We start from the raw sequence: 16,797 nt of genomic DNA, 5'->3' as shown, positions 1-16,797 counted from the left end.
TGTACTCTCTACAAAAGAAAACAGGTGATTTATTTTACACCTGCAGCACTTGTTACTTCTTATGAATTTAAAGTTGTACTTTCTCTCATTTCCATATATCGTTCCAATTTCCTCTTTACTCTTTGTAAAGCGTTATCAATAGATTTCACATGCCTGTTTAACTGTTCTGAAATCTCTTGATAAGAACGACCATCTAAATATAAAGAAAGCACTTTTCTTTCTAAATCGCTTAATAATTCAGATATTTTTGATTCTATGTCTGTATATTCTTCCTGGCTAATGATCATCTCTTCAGGATCAGTCACCTTCGCTTCAGAAATAACATCCAATAACGTTCGATCAGATTCCTCATCGTAAATCGGCTTATCTAAAGACACATACGAATTTAAAGGAATATGTTTTTGTCTTGTTGCCGTTTTAATAGCGGTAATAATTTGTCGAGTGATACATAGTTCAGCAAATGCTTTGAATGAAGACAGCTTGTCCTCTTTATAATCACGAATTGCTTTAAACAACCCTATCATACCTTCTTGAACAATGTCTTCTCGATCGGCACCCACTAAAAAGTAAGATCTTGATTTCGCACGAACAAAGTTCTTATACTTGTGAATTAAATATTCTAGAGCGTCAGTATTACCTTTTCGAACTAACTCAACGATTGCCTCATCCTCTAAATCACGAAATGTAACGTCGCCTATACTTACGAAGCCTGCTTCCACCTTGATCCCTCCGACCGCTATTTATTTAGCAATATTATACAGTAAAAAGATAAAGAGCGTCAATGCTTCAACGCTCTCCTCTTCTTAATTTTTCTAATTTTTCTGTAATATCTTTACTAAATATCTTTCGCATGGCGGGCTGCTGTTCTTTCGCGTCTTTTGTACGCCTTCTTACTTGTTGTTCCATTGCTTGTACTTCCAACTCTAATTCACGCGCAGATTTTCGAAGGGCACCTTGCGCAAATATAACCCATTGTTCTGTATAATCAGAAGTCGCAACATATATTTGTGTATTTATATTTCTAAGCTCTATCGCAAGTTGCTCTATCTTTTCGTCTGCAGTTTGATTCTTTCGTGTGAATATTACTTCTACACGAGATTGTTTCATCTTTTTTTCAATACCATGGACTGTATAGGCATCAAAGACTATCATCACTTTTGTGCCTGTATAACCTTGATAATCCGCCATCTTATCAATAAGCGCATCTCTTGATGATTGTAAATCTACATCCCGCAGTTTCTTCAAATCTCCCCAAGCTCCGATAATGTTGTAGCCGTCAACGATTAAAATATCGTTCATTTTTTATTTACCAATTTCGTGACGTTTACGATATACCTCATACATTAACAAACTTGCGGCTACTGAAGCATTTAAGGATGTAACTTTACCAACCATCGGTAGAGTGATTAAGAAATCACACTTTTCACCAATAATACGACTCATACCTTTTCCTTCACTACCAATTACTAATCCAATCGGCATTGTACCATCTAAATTACGGTAATCCGTTTTCCCTTTGGCATCTGTACCAGCAATCCAAAGTCCACGCTCTTTTAATTCATCAATTGTACGAGATAAGTTTGTTACGCGCGCAACAGGAATGTATTCAATCGCTCCTGTTGATGCTTTCGCAACTGATGCGGTAAGTCCCACAGCTCTTCTCTTCGGAATAATAATTCCATGAGCTCCTGTTGCATCAGCAGTACGCATAATAGAACCTAGGTTATGCGGATCTTCAATCTCATCTAAAATCAAGAAGAACGGATCTTCATTACGTTTTTCTGCCACTTTGAATAAATCTTCTAACTCTGCATACTGATATGCAGCTACTTGAGCAATTACACCTTGATGATTACCCTCAACTAATTGATCTAACTTTTTCTTTGGTGCATGTTGTAAAATAATCTTATTTTCTTTCGCTAATGCTAGTACAATTTGTACTTGTCCTTTGGCAGCACCTTCTGCGATCCAAATTTTATTAATATCTCTCCCTGATCTTAACGCTTCAATTACAGGGTTACGTCCGATAATATATTCACTAGTCATGATGATGTGCCCCCTTCCTTTTCTTCTAAAACTGCAATTGCCTTATATACAATTTCGTCTAATCTTTCACGATTATTTAATAAATGATGGTAACCAATTAGCGCTTCAAAGGCTGTACTATGTCGATATGTTTGTACATCCGTATTTTTCGGAACTGTACCTGAATTTGCATTACGCCCTCTTCTTAATACCGCCTCTTCTTCCTCTGTCAAAAATGCCGTCTCTAATAAATGATAAACAACTTTCGCCTGTGCTTTTGCTGAAACAAAGCTCGTCCCTAAGCGGTGTAATTGATTAGGTCGAACTTTTCCTTTTTGAAGGAGGTGATAGCGGATATATTGTTCATATACCGCATCACCCATATACGCTAACGCCAAGCTGTTTAATTGCTTTGCATCGATCATCCTTATCCTCTTTTCCATCTTGTACCTTGAGCGGTATCTTCTAAAATAATATTACGTTCTTTTAAATCGTCACGAATTTGATCAGACAATGCAAAATCACGATTTTTACGAGCTTCAATGCGCTTTTGGATAAGCTCTTCAATTTCTTCATCCAGTAATTCTTCTTTTGATAATTCTAATCCTAAAATATCAAATAACGTTTCCAGTTGTTTTACGTATGCTTCAATCACAACTTTAGATGTATGCTCTTCAAGTAAATATTGATTTGCATGATTTGCTACGTTGTATAATTCGGTAATTGCATTTGCAGTGTTAAAGTCATCATTCATTGCCTCTTCAAATGCAGTCTGGAATTTCTCTATTTCAGCTAACCATTTCTCATTATGGTCCGTTAAATCCGTACTACTCTCCATACGATGCTTTAAGTTTCCATAAGCTGTTTTAATTCTTTCCAGTCCATTATTCGTACTTTGTAATAACTCTTCACTAAAGTTAATCGGGTGACGATAGTGTACTGATAACATAAAGAATCTAATTAACTGCGGGTCGTATTGCTTAATAATATCGTGAACTAAAATAAAGTTACCAAGCGATTTAGACATCTTCTCATTGTTAATATTAATATATCCATTATGCATCCAGTAACGTGCAAACGTTTTTCCAGTCAATGCTTCTGACTGCGCAATTTCATTTTCATGATGTGGGAATGCCAAGTCTTGACCACCAGCATGAATGTCAATTGTATCCCCTAAGTACTTACGCGCCATTGCTGAGCATTCAATATGCCATCCTGGACGTCCTTGCCCCCAAGGGCTTTCCCAGAAGATTTCTCCTTCTTTCGCAGCTTTCCATAAAGCAAAATCAAGAGGGTCTTGTTTCTTTTCCCCTACCTCAATACGAGCACCGTGACGTAAATCTGCGATTGGTTGATGTGATAATTTACCGTAACCTTCGAATTCCTTCGTCTTAAAGTACACATCACCCTCTGATTCATATGCATACCCTTTATTCACAAGTTCTTGAATAAATTCAATAATGATATCCATATTTTCTGTTACACGAGGATGAACTGTTGCGTGTTTGCAACCTAGTGCTGTTACATCTTCAAAGTACGCTTCAACAAAGCGATCAGCAATTGTCGGTACATCTTCACCTAATTCATTTGCCGCTTTAATTAATTTATCATCTACATCCGTAAAGTTAGATACATATTGCACATCGTATCCTTTGTATTCTAAATAACGACGCACTGTATCGAATACCATAGGAGGCCTTGCATTCCCAATATGAATGTAGTTATAAACTGTAGGTCCGCATACATACATCTTTACCTTATTTTCTTCTAATGGAACAAACTCTTCTTTTTGACGTGTTAACGTATTATAAATGTGAATAGTCATTTTTATCCTTCCTTTCTACCTTTAATTCCAATTGTTTCTTCAATTTATCAAGTTCTACTTCCATAGCCTTTAATTTATCAAAAATCGGATCCGGAAGGTCAGAGTGATTTAATTCTTGACCAATCTTTACTCCATTTTGAATAACGACACGGCCAGGTATACCTACAACTGTAGAATGTGCAGGAACTTCTTTTAATACGACAGACCCTGCTCCGATTTTAGAATTCTCTCCCACAGTAATAGAACCAAGAACTTTAGCACCCGTCGCAATTAATACATTATCCTGAATTGTTGGATGCCTCTTTCCTTTTTCTTTTCCTGTACCACCTAATGTAACCCCTTGATAAATCGTTACATTATCACCAATTTCACAAGTTTCTCCGATTACAACTCCCATTCCATGATCTATAAAAAAACGTCGACCAATAGTTGCTCCTGGATGGATCTCAATGCCAGTAAAAAAGCGGCTCACTTGTGAAACAAAACGTGCAAGAAAGAAAAAATTTCTTTTATAAAAAGCATGTGCAATTCGATGGGCCCAAACTGCATGTAATCCAGAGTAAGTTAAAATGACTTCGAAATAACCTCTTGCCGCTGGATCCTGTTCAAAAACGACTTCAATATCTTCCCGAAGCCTCTTAAACATCGGTGTTCCCTCCCCTTTATGGGCTGCTTTTTTGTCGAGCGAACTAACTCCCCTAACTCATCACTTCTCCCCTAATTCTTTATATAAGGAGATAAATTCTATATTCATACCTATTTACACGGTATAAAAAAAAGGCGTCTCTGTCATATTGACAGAGACGCCTTTTAAGCGCGGTTCCACTCTGTTTAGGCTTAAAAAAGCCTCAAACTCATCCATTATAACGGTGTACACCGCTTCTGCTTACTTTGCGGCCTAAGACATCCCACGAAGCAATTCGCTGTTCAGCAGAAGACTCGAAGGGGCATTTCAAAAATCCGCTTATAAACCACTCCCAGCCTAAAGGTGGTTCTCTCTGTAAAAAGCCTGATTTTCTACTTCTCCTTCTCGTCGCTTTTCCTTATTAGGTTTTAGGTATACTTATTATATTTCTAAACCTAGAAAATGTTAACCAATTACTTTTTGAAGACGATTTAAAACTTTTTCTTTTCCAAGAAGTGCAATAGCATTCGGAAGCTCTGGACCATGCGTTTGTCCTGTAGTTGCAACACGGATTGGCATAAATAAATTTTTACCTTTATGTCCTGTTTCCTTTTGAACTGCTTTAATCGCTGCCTTAATTGCTGCTGGCTCCATTGCTTCTAGAGCTTCTATTTGACCAGCAAATGCACGAAGTACTTCAGGTACTTGTTCACCATTTAATACTTCTTGTCCTTCTTCTTCATAATCAACATGATCTTTAAAGAACATTTCAGAAAGCTCTACAATTTCAGCTCCAAAACTCATTTGTTCATGGTATAAAGCAATTACATCACGAATCCAAGCTTGGTCTTGTTCGCTTAAAGTTTCTCCCACACGTCCAGCTTTCACTAAATGCGGTAAGCTTAACTCTACAACCGTATCTAAATCTTGCTTTTTCATATACTGGTTGTTCATCCATTTTAGTTTTTGAGAATCAAATAATGCAGGTGATTTTGATAAACGAGCTGCATCGAACATTTTGATAAACTCATCTTTAGAGAAGATTTCTTCTTCTCCTACCGGAGACCAACCTAGTAGTGCAATAAAGTTAAAGATTGCTTCTGGAAGATACCCAAGCTCTTTATATTGCTCAATAAATTGAATAATAGATTCATCACGCTTACTTAACTTTTTACGACTTTCATTAACAATTAGAGTCATATGACCGAATTGTGGAATATCCCAGCCGAAAGCTTCATAAATCATCATTTGTTTCGGTGTATTTGAAATATGATCATCACCACGAAGTACATGTGTAATTTCCATTAGATGATCATCTACTGCTACTGCAAAGTTATAAGTTGGAATTCCATCCTTTTTCACAATAACAAAATCACCGAAATCATTTGAATGGAACGCAACTTCATCTTTTACAATATCTTTGAATGTGTAGTCACGATCAGCTGGTACACGGAAACGAATACTTGGAATACGTCCCTCAGCTTCAAATTCTTTCACTTGTTCTTCAGTTAATTCACGGTGGTTACCTGCGTAACGAGGTGTTTCACCGCGAGCGATTTGTCCTTCACGCTCTGCTTCTAGCTCTTCTTCTGTCATATAACATTTATAAGCTAGACCACGCTCTAATAAATCTTCATATAATTTTTTATAAATATCTAAACGCTCTGTTTGGCGATATGGTCCAAATTCACCACCAACATCAACACCTTCATCCCAGTCCATACCGAGCCATTTCAAGTATTTTAATTGGCTTTCTTCTCCACCAGCCACGTTACGTTTTACATCAGTATCTTCAATACGAATAATAAATTTGCCATCTAAATGACGAGCAAATAAATAATTAAATAATGCCGTACGCGCATTTCCGATATGTAAGTGTCCTGTTGGACTTGGCGCGTAGCGCACTCTCACTTGCTTTTCCATAATTGGTACACCTTCCATTCTTAATGTCAACACATTCTATAATTGTACACCAAAAAAATGTGATTATCCATCTTACGAATTAAAAACCATTATTTTTTCTGTAATAAAACAACCGCTTGAGAAGCAATCCCTTCTTCTCTACCTGTAAATCCTAATTTTTCTGTTGTTGTTGCCTTTACATTAATGTTATCGATAGACGTTTCTAACAGTTCACTAATGCGCTTACGCATACTCTCAATATGTGGTGCCATTTTTGGTTTTTGAGCAATAATTGTACAATCTAAATTTCCTAACTCGTAACCTTGTTCACGCACAAATTCCCAAACTTTTTGTAACAATACAGCTGAATCTGCATCTTTAAAAGCTGGGTCTGTATCAGGAAAATGCTTTCCGATATCTCCTGCTGCAATCGCACCTAAACATGCATCAGCAATCGTATGTAACAATACATCTGCATCTGAATGACCGATTAATCCTTTCTCGTGTGGAATTGTAATTCCACCGATAATCAACGGGCGCCCTTCCGCAAATTCATGTACATCAAAACCTTGTCCAATTCGAAACATCCTTACTTCCTCCTTAAGCTAAACTACTGAGCTTTATGACTCTATATTATATCGCTATCCTTATAAAGAAAAGCCCGGCTGTTGCCGAGCTTTTCTTTATTAACACGTCATCAATGTTATTTCTTCTGAACACGTAGGAAACTTTCAGCAATTAATAGATCTTCCGGAGTCGTCACTTTAATATTATAGTAACTCCCCTCTACTACACCTACTTGCTTCCCCACACGTTCTACGAGACTTGCATCATCTGTGCCAAGAAAACAACTTTGCTTTGCGCTTCTATGAGCTTCTAGCAAAAGAGAAACAGAGAATCCTTGTGGTGTTTGTACAGCGTTAAGTTGAGATCGCTCTACCGTTTCTACAACAACACCCTTCTCTACTTTCTTAACAGTATCTTTTACTGGCACTGCACAAATGGAAGCTCCATATTTTTCTGCTGCAGTTAATACATCGCGAATCACTTTATTCGTTACGAACGGGCGCGCCCCGTCATGCACAAGAACATATTCGACACCACTCGCATACTGAAGTGCGTTATAGACGCTATCTTGTCTTTCGGCTCCACCCTGAATGAATTGTACGTGCTTTTCAATCTGGTACTTCTGCATTAACTCTTCAAAATACGGGCGTTCTTCTTCGTTAATTGCCATAATAATACTTTTGCACGCTTTATCTTTTTCAAAAGCACGCAATGTGTGCACAATAATTGGTACCTCATCTATAAGTAAAAATAACTTATTTTTACCAGCACCCATTCGTTTTCCTTGGCCCGCTGCCGGAATAATTAATGTATACATATTAATAATCCTCTACTTATAATGCTTTTTCTAGCAATTTACGTTTTGCGAAAATCATACGACCAGCCGATGTTTGTAATACGCTAGTAACAAGTACGTCAAGTTGTGAACCCACATACTCTCTACCATCTTCTACTACAATCATCGTACCATCATCTAAGTATGCAACACCTTGATTTTGTTCTTTACCATCTTTCACAACATAAACACTTAATTCTTCACCAGGGAGTACGACTGGTTTAATTGCATTAGCTAAATCATTAATGTTTAACACCGTAACCCCTTGTAATTCAGAAACTTTGTTTAAATTGAAATCGTTTGTTACTACAGTTCCACCAGTGATTTTTGCCAACTTTACAAGCTTGCTATCTACTTCTTGGATATCATCGAAATCGCCTTCATAAATTTCTACCGGAATTGGCATCTCCTTTTGAATACGATTTAAAATGTCTAGCCCTCTGCGGCCACGATTACGCTTTAAAGCATCTGAAGAATCGGCAATATGCTGAAGCTCTTCTAATACGAATTGCGGAATGACAATTGTTCCTTCTAAAAACTTTGTTTGGCAAATATCTGCAATACGTCCGTCAATAATTACACTCGTATCGAGAATTTTCCAATGAGTCGTAGATTTTTCTGCTTCGACCTCTACCTCTTCATTCTCACTATTGTTTTTCTTCTTACCTCCGCGTTGGGGTAATGTAAATAATCCTAGCAATTCATTCCTCTTTTTAAATCCTACTTGGAATCCTAAATATCCAAGTAAAAGGGTGAAGAACACTTGCAACACCGTACTAATAACTGGAATTGTAAATTCACGAATTGGTATCAAAATTAAATATGCAACAATAAGACCAGAGATTAATCCTAATGTACCAAATAAAACATCTGCTACAGGCGCCTTTACAAGAGCCTCTTCAATATGCTTAATAAGTTGAACAATATAATCTACAAGCCAAAATGTTGTTAAAAATAAAATAATTGCACCAATAATTGCACGAACATACGATCCTTCCAACAAAGGAACCGCACCGATATCTAATACATTAATAATTTTTGGGATTAAGTAAATCCCTAACGCTCCCCCGATCACTAAAAAGAAGAGCTGTACAATCCGTTTTAACATCCAACCACCTCCTACTCATTATTAACCATTGTTTCGCTAATCAAAACGCCGAATGCAAAAGCGGACGTGTTTTTTTTGTAAATAGTTTTATTTACCAATATATCATATCATATACCAAAAATGTTCTAGTGTCGTTATATTATAGAATCAATGTAATATTCTTAATTGTGTCTACTCATATAGAGATGCTCTTGAATTCTTTTTAGACCTTCTCGTATTTTCTTCGCTCTCACTTCTCCAATTCCTTCCACATCATCCAATTCATTAATAGTTGCTCGGCAAACACCTTGCAATGTTTTAAATCGATTAATTAAATTCTCGATAATAAGTGGCGGAACACGAGAAATCTTGCTTGTGATTCGGTACCCTCTAGGTGTCACACTTTCTTCTAAACTTGTTTGTCCTGGATAGCCAAGCAATTTAACTAAATCACTATCCTCTAAAAGTTGTGTATTTGCAAGATCTTGTAACTTTTTCAATATTTGATGATGGTCTTGTGTTTTCTCCTGGTGATAATCTTTAATTAACAATGCTGCCTCTGCCTCTAAATCAGCTAGTAATTCTGTAAGCTGTAAACGAATTAACCTACCTTCTGTTCCTAACTCATGAATATAGCTCAATATTTCATTTTTAATACGCAGCACCATTTCAACACTATGTAAAACGTGAACCACCTCGGACATTGTAACGACCTCTTCAAATTCTAGAATACCCAAATTCGTAATGCCGTCATTCCATACAGCCTTATATTTTTCTAGCGTTTGAATTGCTTGATTTGCCTTCGTTAAAATGACACCTATATCTTTTAATGTATAACGTAAGTTCCCTTGATATAGCGTAATTACATTACGTCTTTGTGAAATGGCCACAACAAGGCTGCCCGTCTGCTTTGCTACACGCTCTGCTGTTCGGTGACGCATACCTGTTTCAATAGAATCAATAGATGAATCCGGAACTAACTGTGCGTTTGCAATTAAAATTTTACTTCCAGTTTCATTTAAAATAAGTGCTCCATCCATTTTTGCTAATTCATATAAACTAGCAGGAGAGAATGCGCAATTAATATGAAAACCACCATCAACAATGCTTTTAATCTGCTCATTATACCCAAGAACAATTAGTCCCCCTGTTTGTGCGCGAAGTACATTATCTATCCCTTCGCGCAGTGGTGTTCCCGGGGCCACGAGCTGTAAAATATTAATTATACTTTTGACACGTTGCTTATTTTCTTCCATAGCCTAGCCTCCTAATGTCAAACGAAGCGCTTCTCCTAAATTAGAAACACCTACAACCTCAATCCCCTCTGGAATTGTCCACCCCCCTAAATTTTTTCTAGGAATGATAGCACGTTGAAATCCTAATTTAGCTGCTTCTTGTACACGTTGTTCGATTCTTGATACTCTTCTTATTTCTCCAGTTAATCCAACTTCTCCTATTACCGCATCAGTTGGTGCCGTAGATTTATCTCTAAAACTTGAAGCTATACTTAAGGCAACAGCTAAATCAATTGCCGGTTCATCTAATTTCAAACCACCAGCTACTTTTAAATACGCATCTTGATTTTGTAATAGTAAACCTGCTCTTTTCTCTAGTACCGCCATAATAAGCGAGACACGATTATGATCAATTCCTGTCGCCATTCTTCGAGGATTTCCAAAACTAGTAGGGGAAATTAATGCCTGTATTTCTACTAAAACTGGTCTTGTTCCTTCCATTGAGGCAACTACTGTTGAACCTGCAACTCCAACTGGTCTTTCCTCAAGGAAAATTTCAGAAGGATTTAAGACTTCTGCAAGGCCAAGTTCTTTCATTTCAAAGATACCCATTTCATTCGTAGAACCAAAACGATTCTTTACAGCTCGTAAAATACGATATGTATGGTGTCGATCTCCTTCAAAGTAAAGAACTGCATCGACCATATGTTCTAGCATACGCGGTCCCGCAATTGCACCTTCTTTTGTCACATGCCCTACGATAAAAATTGGGATTCCCTTTGTTTTTGCAAGTTTCATTAATTCTGCTGTACATTCACGTACTTGCGCCACACTACCAGGAGCTGATGTCACTTCAGGTAAATGTATCGTTTGAATAGAATCAATAACAACAAAAGCAGGATTCATCTCTTCAATATGTGCTGCAATACGCTGTAAATCTGTCTCTGATACAACAAATAGATTACTACCATTTACATGTAAACGATCTGCACGAAGTTTAATCTGCTTTGCTGACTCCTCACCTGATATATACAATACATCATATGAAGCATCTGCTAATTGCGAGGAAATCTGTAATAATAACGTTGATTTTCCAATCCCAGGGTCCCCACCAATAAGTACTAAAGATCCATCTACAATTCCGCCACCTAGTACACGGTTAAACTCCTGAAATTTTGTTTCAATACGTGCCTCAGACTTTGTTTCTACTTCTGTAAGACGTCTTGGTTTTGTTACTTCTGTTTGAATTGCATTTGCATAATTTAGGCGTCTGGATGATACAACGGGTTCCATCTCTTCAACAAGCGAATTCCATTGACCACACCCTGGACATTTACCCATATATTTTGGTGATTGATAACCACACTCTTGACATGTGAATTTTGTTTTCTTTTTAGCCATATCTTTTTATATTTCACTTCGCTTTCATCTATAAACATTTGACCTTCTCGTACAAGAAAGAGGGCTATCTCGTAGCCCTCTTAGTTTGTCTATACTTATTTTACCTTTTCAGCACTATGAATGACAAATGTTTCCCCTTCTACATCAAAGATAACTTTTTGCCCTTTCTCAATAGCACCTTTTAAAAGTTCTTCCGATAGTCTATCTTCTACATGCTTCTGAATTGCTCTACGTAGTGGACGAGCACCATATTCACGATCAAACCCTTTATCAGCAATAGCTGCAATCGCTCCTTCTGTTAATTGCAATTCAATTTCTTGTTCTTTTAAGCGATTCACTAACTGATTTACCATAAGAGTCACAATTTCTTGAATATGTTTTTTCTCAAGCATATGGAATACGATAATTTCATCAATACGGTTTAAGAATTCTGGACGAAATGCCTTTTTCAGCTCATCCATTACTTTACCTTTCATATCCGAATAATCACGGCTTTCATCTTGTACGTTAAATCCAAGATGTTTGTTACGTTTTAACGCCTCAGCACCAACGTTAGACGTCATAATAACAATCGTATTACGGAAGTCAACTGTACGTCCTTTAGAATCAGTTAAACGACCATCTTCCAATACCTGTAGTAAAATATTAAATACATCGGGATGCGCCTTCTCTACTTCATCTAATAGGACAACTGAATACGGCTTACGACGAACCTTCTCTGTTAATTGTCCGCCTTCTTCATACCCAACATATCCTGGAGGAGAACCAACTAAGCGAGAAGTTGAATGTTTCTCCATATACTCAGACATATCAATGCGAATCATTGCATCCTCATCACCGAACATAGATTCTGCCAATGCTCTTGCTAATTCTGTTTTACCTACACCTGTTGGCCCTAAGAAAATAAATGAACCAATTGGACGTTTCGGATCTTTTAGTCCTGCTCTTGCACGACGAACAGCTTTCGCTACAGCCACTACCGCTTCATCCTGGCCGATGACACGATCATGAAGAATGGATTCTAAGTTTAATAATTTATCAGTCTCTGTTTGTGCAAGTTTAGAAACAGGGATACGTGTCCATGTAGAAACGACATTTGCAATATCTTCTACCGTAACCTCTGAATTTTCTTTTCCTTGTTGCTCTTTCCACTGACGCTTTGTATCTTCCAATTTCTCACGTAAGCGTTGTTCCATATCACGTAAGGAAGCAGCCTTTTCAAACTCTTGACTTTGTACAGCCGCATCTTTTTCTTTTCGAATTTCCTCAAGCTTCACTTCAAGCTCTTTTAAGTTTGGTGGTGTTGTATAAGAGCGTAAGCGAACCTTTGAAGCAGCTTCATCAATTAAATCAATTGCTTTATCCGGTAAGAAACGATCCGTAATATAACGATCAGAAAGTTTTACAGCTGCATCAATTGCATCATCTGTAATAGACACACGGTGATGCGCCTCATAACGATCGCGTAAACCTTTCAAGATTTGAGTTGATTCTTCTAGACTCGGCTCATCAACATGAATTGGCTGGAAACGTCTCTCTAAAGCTGCATCCTTTTCAATATATTTACGATACTCATCTAAAGTTGTCGCACCAATACATTGTAATTCTCCGCGTGCTAAAGATGGTTTTAAAATATTTGATGCATCGATTGCACCTTCTGCTCCACCTGCACCGATTAATGTATGAAGTTCATCAATAAATAGAATAATATTCCCTGCTTGACGTATTTCATCCATTACTTTCTTTAAACGATCTTCAAACTCACCACGATATTTCGTCCCAGCTACCACTGTTCCCATATCTAGTGTCATAACACGCTTATCTCTTAACGTTTCAGGAACTTCATTATTTACGATTTGCTGTGCTAACCCTTCAGCAATTGCTGTTTTACCTACACCAGGCTCTCCAATTAACACTGGATTGTTTTTTGTTCTACGGCTTAACACTTCAATTACACGTTGAATTTCTTTACTACGTCCAATAACAGGATCCAAACGATTCTCACGTGCAACAACTGTTAAGTCGCGTGCTAAACTGTCTAGTGTCGGTGTATTGGCATTTGTCGATGAACCACCTTGGTGACCTGAACTTGCTTCGTTACTTCCAAGAAGTTGTAATACTTGTTGTCTTGCTTTGTTGAGGCTTACGCCTAAATTATTTAAAACACGTGCCGCTACACCTTCACCTTCACGGATTAAGCCAAGTAAAATATGTTCTGTTCCAACGTAAGAATGTCCTAGCTTACGCGCTTCATCCATAGACAATTCAATAACTTTTTTAGCACGAGGTGTATAATGTACAGTTTGAGAAGCTTCTGTTCCACGTCCAATTAACGCTTCTACCTCTTTTTGCACTTTTTCCGGGCTCAATCCAAGAGCAATTAACGCTTTTGCTGCAATTCCTTCACCTTCGCGTACAAGCCCAAGTAAAATATGTTCTGTTCCAATATTATTATGCCCAATGCGAATTGCTTCCTCTTGAGATAAAGCTAATACTTTCTGTGCTCTTTCTGTAAATCTTCCAAACATCATAGAAATCGCCTCCTACTTGCGCTTAGTTTTTTTCAATACGTAATCGCTCACGGATTAAGGTTGCTCTTCGATAATCTCTTTCTTCTGGTCCTAAAGGTCCTCCTGCATATTGTTGTAAAATACCTGGTTGCGTAAGAACCATTAGCTCAGTCAAAATATTTCTCGATATACCTTTTATATATCCTAGATCAATACCAAGTCGTACATCCGATAAGCAAGTTGCCGCTTCTGCAGATTGAATTAAACGACTGTTTGCTAGTATACCGTAAGAACGATAAACCTTATCTTCAAGCTCAATACTCGAATTTTGTACAATTAATTCTCTGGCCAATTTTTCTTGTTGTATAATTTGCTGCATGACACTCTTTAAATCTGCAATAATATCTACTTCGGATTTCCCTAGCGTCATTTGATTTGATACTTGAAATATATTACCTAACGCTTCGCTACCTTCACCGTATATTCCTCTTACTACTAACCCTAATTTTTGAATTACTTGTATAATACGGCTAATTCTTTTTGTTAAAACCAGCCCTGGTAAATGAATCATTACAGAAGCTCTTAATCCTGTACCAACGTTAGTAGGACAACTCGTAATATATCCAAGTGATTCATCAAAAGCATATTCAACCTCTTTCTCAATCCAATTATCTATTTGATTAGCGCTTTGAAGCGCCTTTGATAACTGTAGCCCTGGAAATAGGCACTGAATCCTAATGTGGTCTTCCTCATTAAGCATCACACTAATGTGTTCGCTTTCTGATAACAGACATGCTCCATATTCGGTCCCTGCGAGATTTGGACTAATTAAATGCTTTTCGACTAAAACTCTCCTTTGAAGAGGCGTTAATTCATTCATTTTTAATAATCCAAACTTCCCAAAGGGCTCTACCGATTTATTTATAAATTTCTTTTTAAATAATTCTTGAACCTGTTGAGCTTCCTCTTCGTTTTGCATAGTAGAAAATTGATATTGCTTAAAATTACGAGCTAAACGAATTCGACTACTTAAAACAATATCAGAATCAGGGCCATCCCCCTTCATCCATGGACTAATCGCTTCATTCATAATTTTGTCCAGTGACATAGAACTACTCCCCCTCTCTATGCTCACTAAGCTGAGTTTCAAGCCCTCGAATTTCATCTCTTACCTCAGCAGCTTTCTCAAACTCCTCATTCTGTACATATTGTTTCAGAATAAGTTTTAGTTCATCTAATTCTTTCTTTAAGTGGATATTTCCTTCCATTCGTTCCGGAATTTTTCCACAATGTTCTGTATGTCCACCATGAAGTCGCTTTAACAATGGGTTTAAGTGTCCTTTAAATGTATCGTAACAAGAAGCACAACCAAAGCGTCCCACTTTTGTAAAATGTTCATATGTCATCTTACAATCTGGACATCTTACTGTATTTGTATTTGAAAACCCGTTTTTTCCTTCTCCAAACATTGTTGATTCACCGTGTAATAAACCAGCAAATACATCATGAAATGAAAAGTTAGACTGTGATGATTGAAAGAAAGACGTATAGCCACTTTGCTCCGCACATTGCTCACAAAGATGAACTTCCGCCTTCTTCTCGTTGATTACTTTTGTATAATGTAAAGTTGCTGGTCTTATATTACAGTTTTGACAAGTCATCAATATCCCCACCTTTACAATAGGAACGATCTACCTCATGATACTTTTCATACATTACTAGATTGTCCTCTTTCCTTAATCCATTTAGATAAAAGTACATGCTCTTTTTCAAAACTTCTACAATATTTAACTGCCCTATCTTAATTATCATTCTTTTACAAAAGCTGTATTTATTTATATTTCAGTGTTCTTAACATTGCGCATAATATTCGAGCCCTAAGTTCATCTCGAGAAGGAATATCCATTGATAATACAGAACGATCTAGTACACTTAACATTAGTTTTGCTTCACGGCCTGTTATAATTCCCTCTTCTAATAAACGTATAATCATACTCTCTGCATTCCCTTGTGCAACGCTATGATCAATCATATGAAGCATTTGATCAATAATGTCTATATCATCATGCAGTTTGACTTTTATAATGCGAATGTAACCTCCACCACCACGTTTACTTTCTACTATAAATCCTCTTTCTAATGTAAAACGGGTATTGATTACATAATTGATTTGAGATGGTACGCACTCGAATCGATCCGCAATCTCATTTCTTTTGATTTCAATCACATTATTATTACTTAAGTCAATAACTTGCTTTAGATATTGCTCAATGATATCAGATATATTTCTCATTTATCCGCCACCTTTATTGACTTTGACTATCTTTGACTTTAATTATATACGTATTAATAAAATTTGCAACTCTTTTGCTTATTCACTATCCTAGCCACATTCCCCTGCATTTAATCAAAATAGTAATTATTTAAGCACATTTTTTTAATTACTATGGATTATAAAAGAAAACACGAAAAAACACGAGTCATTTGACTCGTGTTTAGTTGCTTGGCGACGTCCTACTCTCACAGGGACAAGGTCCCAACTACCATCGGCGCTAGAGAGCTTAACTTCCGTGTTCGGTATGGGAACGGGTGTGACCTCTCTGCCATCATCACCAAACTATTGAAGGTATATTCCTTCAAAACTAGATAACATTGCTTCATATTATATGGTTAAGTCCTCGATCTATTAGTATTCGTCAGCTCCACATGTCACCATGCTTCCACCTCGAACCTATCAACCTGATCATCTTTCAGGGATCTTACTAGCTTACGCTATGGGAAATCT

The 16,797-nt window shown here is 37.1% G+C and carries 16 protein-coding genes, 2 rRNA genes and 1 other annotated feature; all 18 genes read right to left on the bottom strand.

Features of this window, described 5'->3' with window-relative positions; all coding sequences use genetic code 11:
- Positions 1–59 precede the first annotated feature (59 nt).
- Positions 60–719: an RNA polymerase factor sigma-70 gene (locus GBN91_RS26585; protein WP_000387193.1), complete on the bottom strand. Its 660-nt coding sequence runs from the start codon at positions 717–719 to the stop codon at positions 60–62.
- 67 nt (positions 720–786) lie between these two features.
- Positions 787–1,299, bottom strand: coding sequence for an NYN domain-containing protein (locus tag GBN91_RS26580; protein WP_000997880.1), 513 nt, complete (start codon positions 1,297–1,299; stop codon positions 787–789).
- A 3-nt stretch (positions 1,300–1,302) separates the two neighbouring features.
- Positions 1,303–2,046, bottom strand: coding sequence for a 23S rRNA (guanosine(2251)-2'-O)-methyltransferase RlmB (rlmB, locus tag GBN91_RS26575; RefSeq protein WP_000200237.1), 744 nt, complete (start codon positions 2,044–2,046; stop codon positions 1,303–1,305).
- Positions 2,043–2,450, bottom strand: coding sequence for a Mini-ribonuclease 3 (locus tag GBN91_RS26570; protein WP_000564261.1), 408 nt, complete (start codon positions 2,448–2,450; stop codon positions 2,043–2,045). The genes rlmB and GBN91_RS26570 overlap by 4 nt, the downstream gene beginning before the upstream one ends.
- Before the next feature lie 2 nt (positions 2,451–2,452).
- On the bottom strand, positions 2,453–3,850 hold the full coding sequence (cysS, locus tag GBN91_RS26565) for a cysteine--tRNA ligase (RefSeq protein ID WP_000152276.1): 1,398 nt from the start codon (positions 3,848–3,850) through the stop codon (positions 2,453–2,455).
- A complete protein-coding gene (cysE, locus tag GBN91_RS26560) occupies positions 3,831–4,496 on the bottom strand; it encodes a serine O-acetyltransferase (protein WP_000476497.1) in 666 nt (221 codons plus the stop codon). The genes cysS and cysE overlap by 20 nt, the downstream gene beginning before the upstream one ends.
- A 150-nt stretch (positions 4,497–4,646) precedes the next feature.
- Positions 4,647–4,893: a binding site (T-box leader), on the bottom strand.
- A 47-nt stretch (positions 4,894–4,940) separates the two neighbouring features.
- A complete protein-coding gene (gene gltX / locus GBN91_RS26555; protein ID WP_000415143.1) occupies positions 4,941–6,398 on the bottom strand; it encodes a glutamate--tRNA ligase in 1,458 nt (485 codons plus the stop codon).
- A gap of 89 nt (positions 6,399–6,487) precedes the next feature.
- The gene (gene ispF, locus GBN91_RS26550; protein WP_000488386.1) at positions 6,488–6,964 is read right to left on the bottom strand and encodes a 2-C-methyl-D-erythritol 2,4-cyclodiphosphate synthase; all 477 of its coding nucleotides are present in this window, start codon (positions 6,962–6,964) and stop codon (positions 6,488–6,490) included.
- 116 nt (positions 6,965–7,080) lie between these two features.
- The gene (gene ispD / locus GBN91_RS26545) at positions 7,081–7,761 is read right to left on the bottom strand and encodes a 2-C-methyl-D-erythritol 4-phosphate cytidylyltransferase (RefSeq protein WP_000288283.1); all 681 of its coding nucleotides are present in this window, start codon (positions 7,759–7,761) and stop codon (positions 7,081–7,083) included.
- Positions 7,762–7,777: 16 nt separating this feature from the next.
- Complete coding sequence (locus GBN91_RS26540; RefSeq protein ID WP_000919677.1) at positions 7,778–8,887, bottom strand: PIN/TRAM domain-containing protein; 1,110 nt, start codon at positions 8,885–8,887, stop codon at positions 7,778–7,780.
- A 161-nt stretch (positions 8,888–9,048) separates the two neighbouring features.
- Positions 9,049–10,122 (bottom strand): DNA integrity scanning diadenylate cyclase DisA, encoded by a 1,074-nt coding sequence (disA, locus tag GBN91_RS26535; protein WP_000392158.1) that lies wholly within the window; start codon positions 10,120–10,122, stop codon positions 9,049–9,051.
- A 3-nt stretch (positions 10,123–10,125) separates the two neighbouring features.
- Positions 10,126–11,502 carry a DNA repair protein RadA gene (radA, locus tag GBN91_RS26530; protein WP_152122707.1) on the bottom strand — a complete coding sequence of 459 codons (1,377 nt, stop codon included), beginning with the start codon at positions 11,500–11,502 and terminating at the stop codon, positions 10,126–10,128.
- A gap of 95 nt (positions 11,503–11,597) precedes the next feature.
- On the bottom strand, positions 11,598–14,033 hold the full coding sequence (gene clpC, locus GBN91_RS26525; protein WP_000971184.1) for an ATP-dependent protease ATP-binding subunit ClpC: 2,436 nt from the start codon (positions 14,031–14,033) through the stop codon (positions 11,598–11,600).
- Positions 14,034–14,055: 22 nt separating this feature from the next.
- Positions 14,056–15,120, bottom strand: coding sequence for a protein-arginine kinase McsB (gene mcsB, locus GBN91_RS26520; protein WP_000050843.1), 1,065 nt, complete (start codon positions 15,118–15,120; stop codon positions 14,056–14,058).
- A 4-nt stretch (positions 15,121–15,124) separates the two neighbouring features.
- Positions 15,125–15,673 carry a protein-arginine kinase activator protein McsA gene (mcsA, locus tag GBN91_RS26515; RefSeq protein ID WP_000128399.1) on the bottom strand — a complete coding sequence of 183 codons (549 nt, stop codon included), beginning with the start codon at positions 15,671–15,673 and terminating at the stop codon, positions 15,125–15,127.
- Positions 15,674–15,843: 170 nt separating this feature from the next.
- Positions 15,844–16,305 (bottom strand): transcriptional regulator CtsR, encoded by a 462-nt coding sequence (gene ctsR / locus GBN91_RS26510; protein WP_001244558.1) that lies wholly within the window; start codon positions 16,303–16,305, stop codon positions 15,844–15,846.
- A 208-nt stretch (positions 16,306–16,513) separates the two neighbouring features.
- A 5S ribosomal RNA gene (gene rrf / locus GBN91_RS26505) occupies positions 16,514–16,629 on the bottom strand.
- A 49-nt stretch (positions 16,630–16,678) separates the two neighbouring features.
- Positions 16,679–16,797, bottom strand: a 23S ribosomal RNA gene (locus GBN91_RS26500); the annotation flags it as partial.

The organism is Bacillus sp. B1-WWTP-T-0.5-Post-4, assembly GCF_009183795.1.
In the GTDB taxonomy this organism is placed as follows: domain Bacteria; phylum Bacillota; class Bacilli; order Bacillales; family Bacillaceae_G; genus Bacillus_A; species Bacillus_A cereus.
This window is presented reverse-complemented; position numbering and strand designations above follow the sequence as displayed.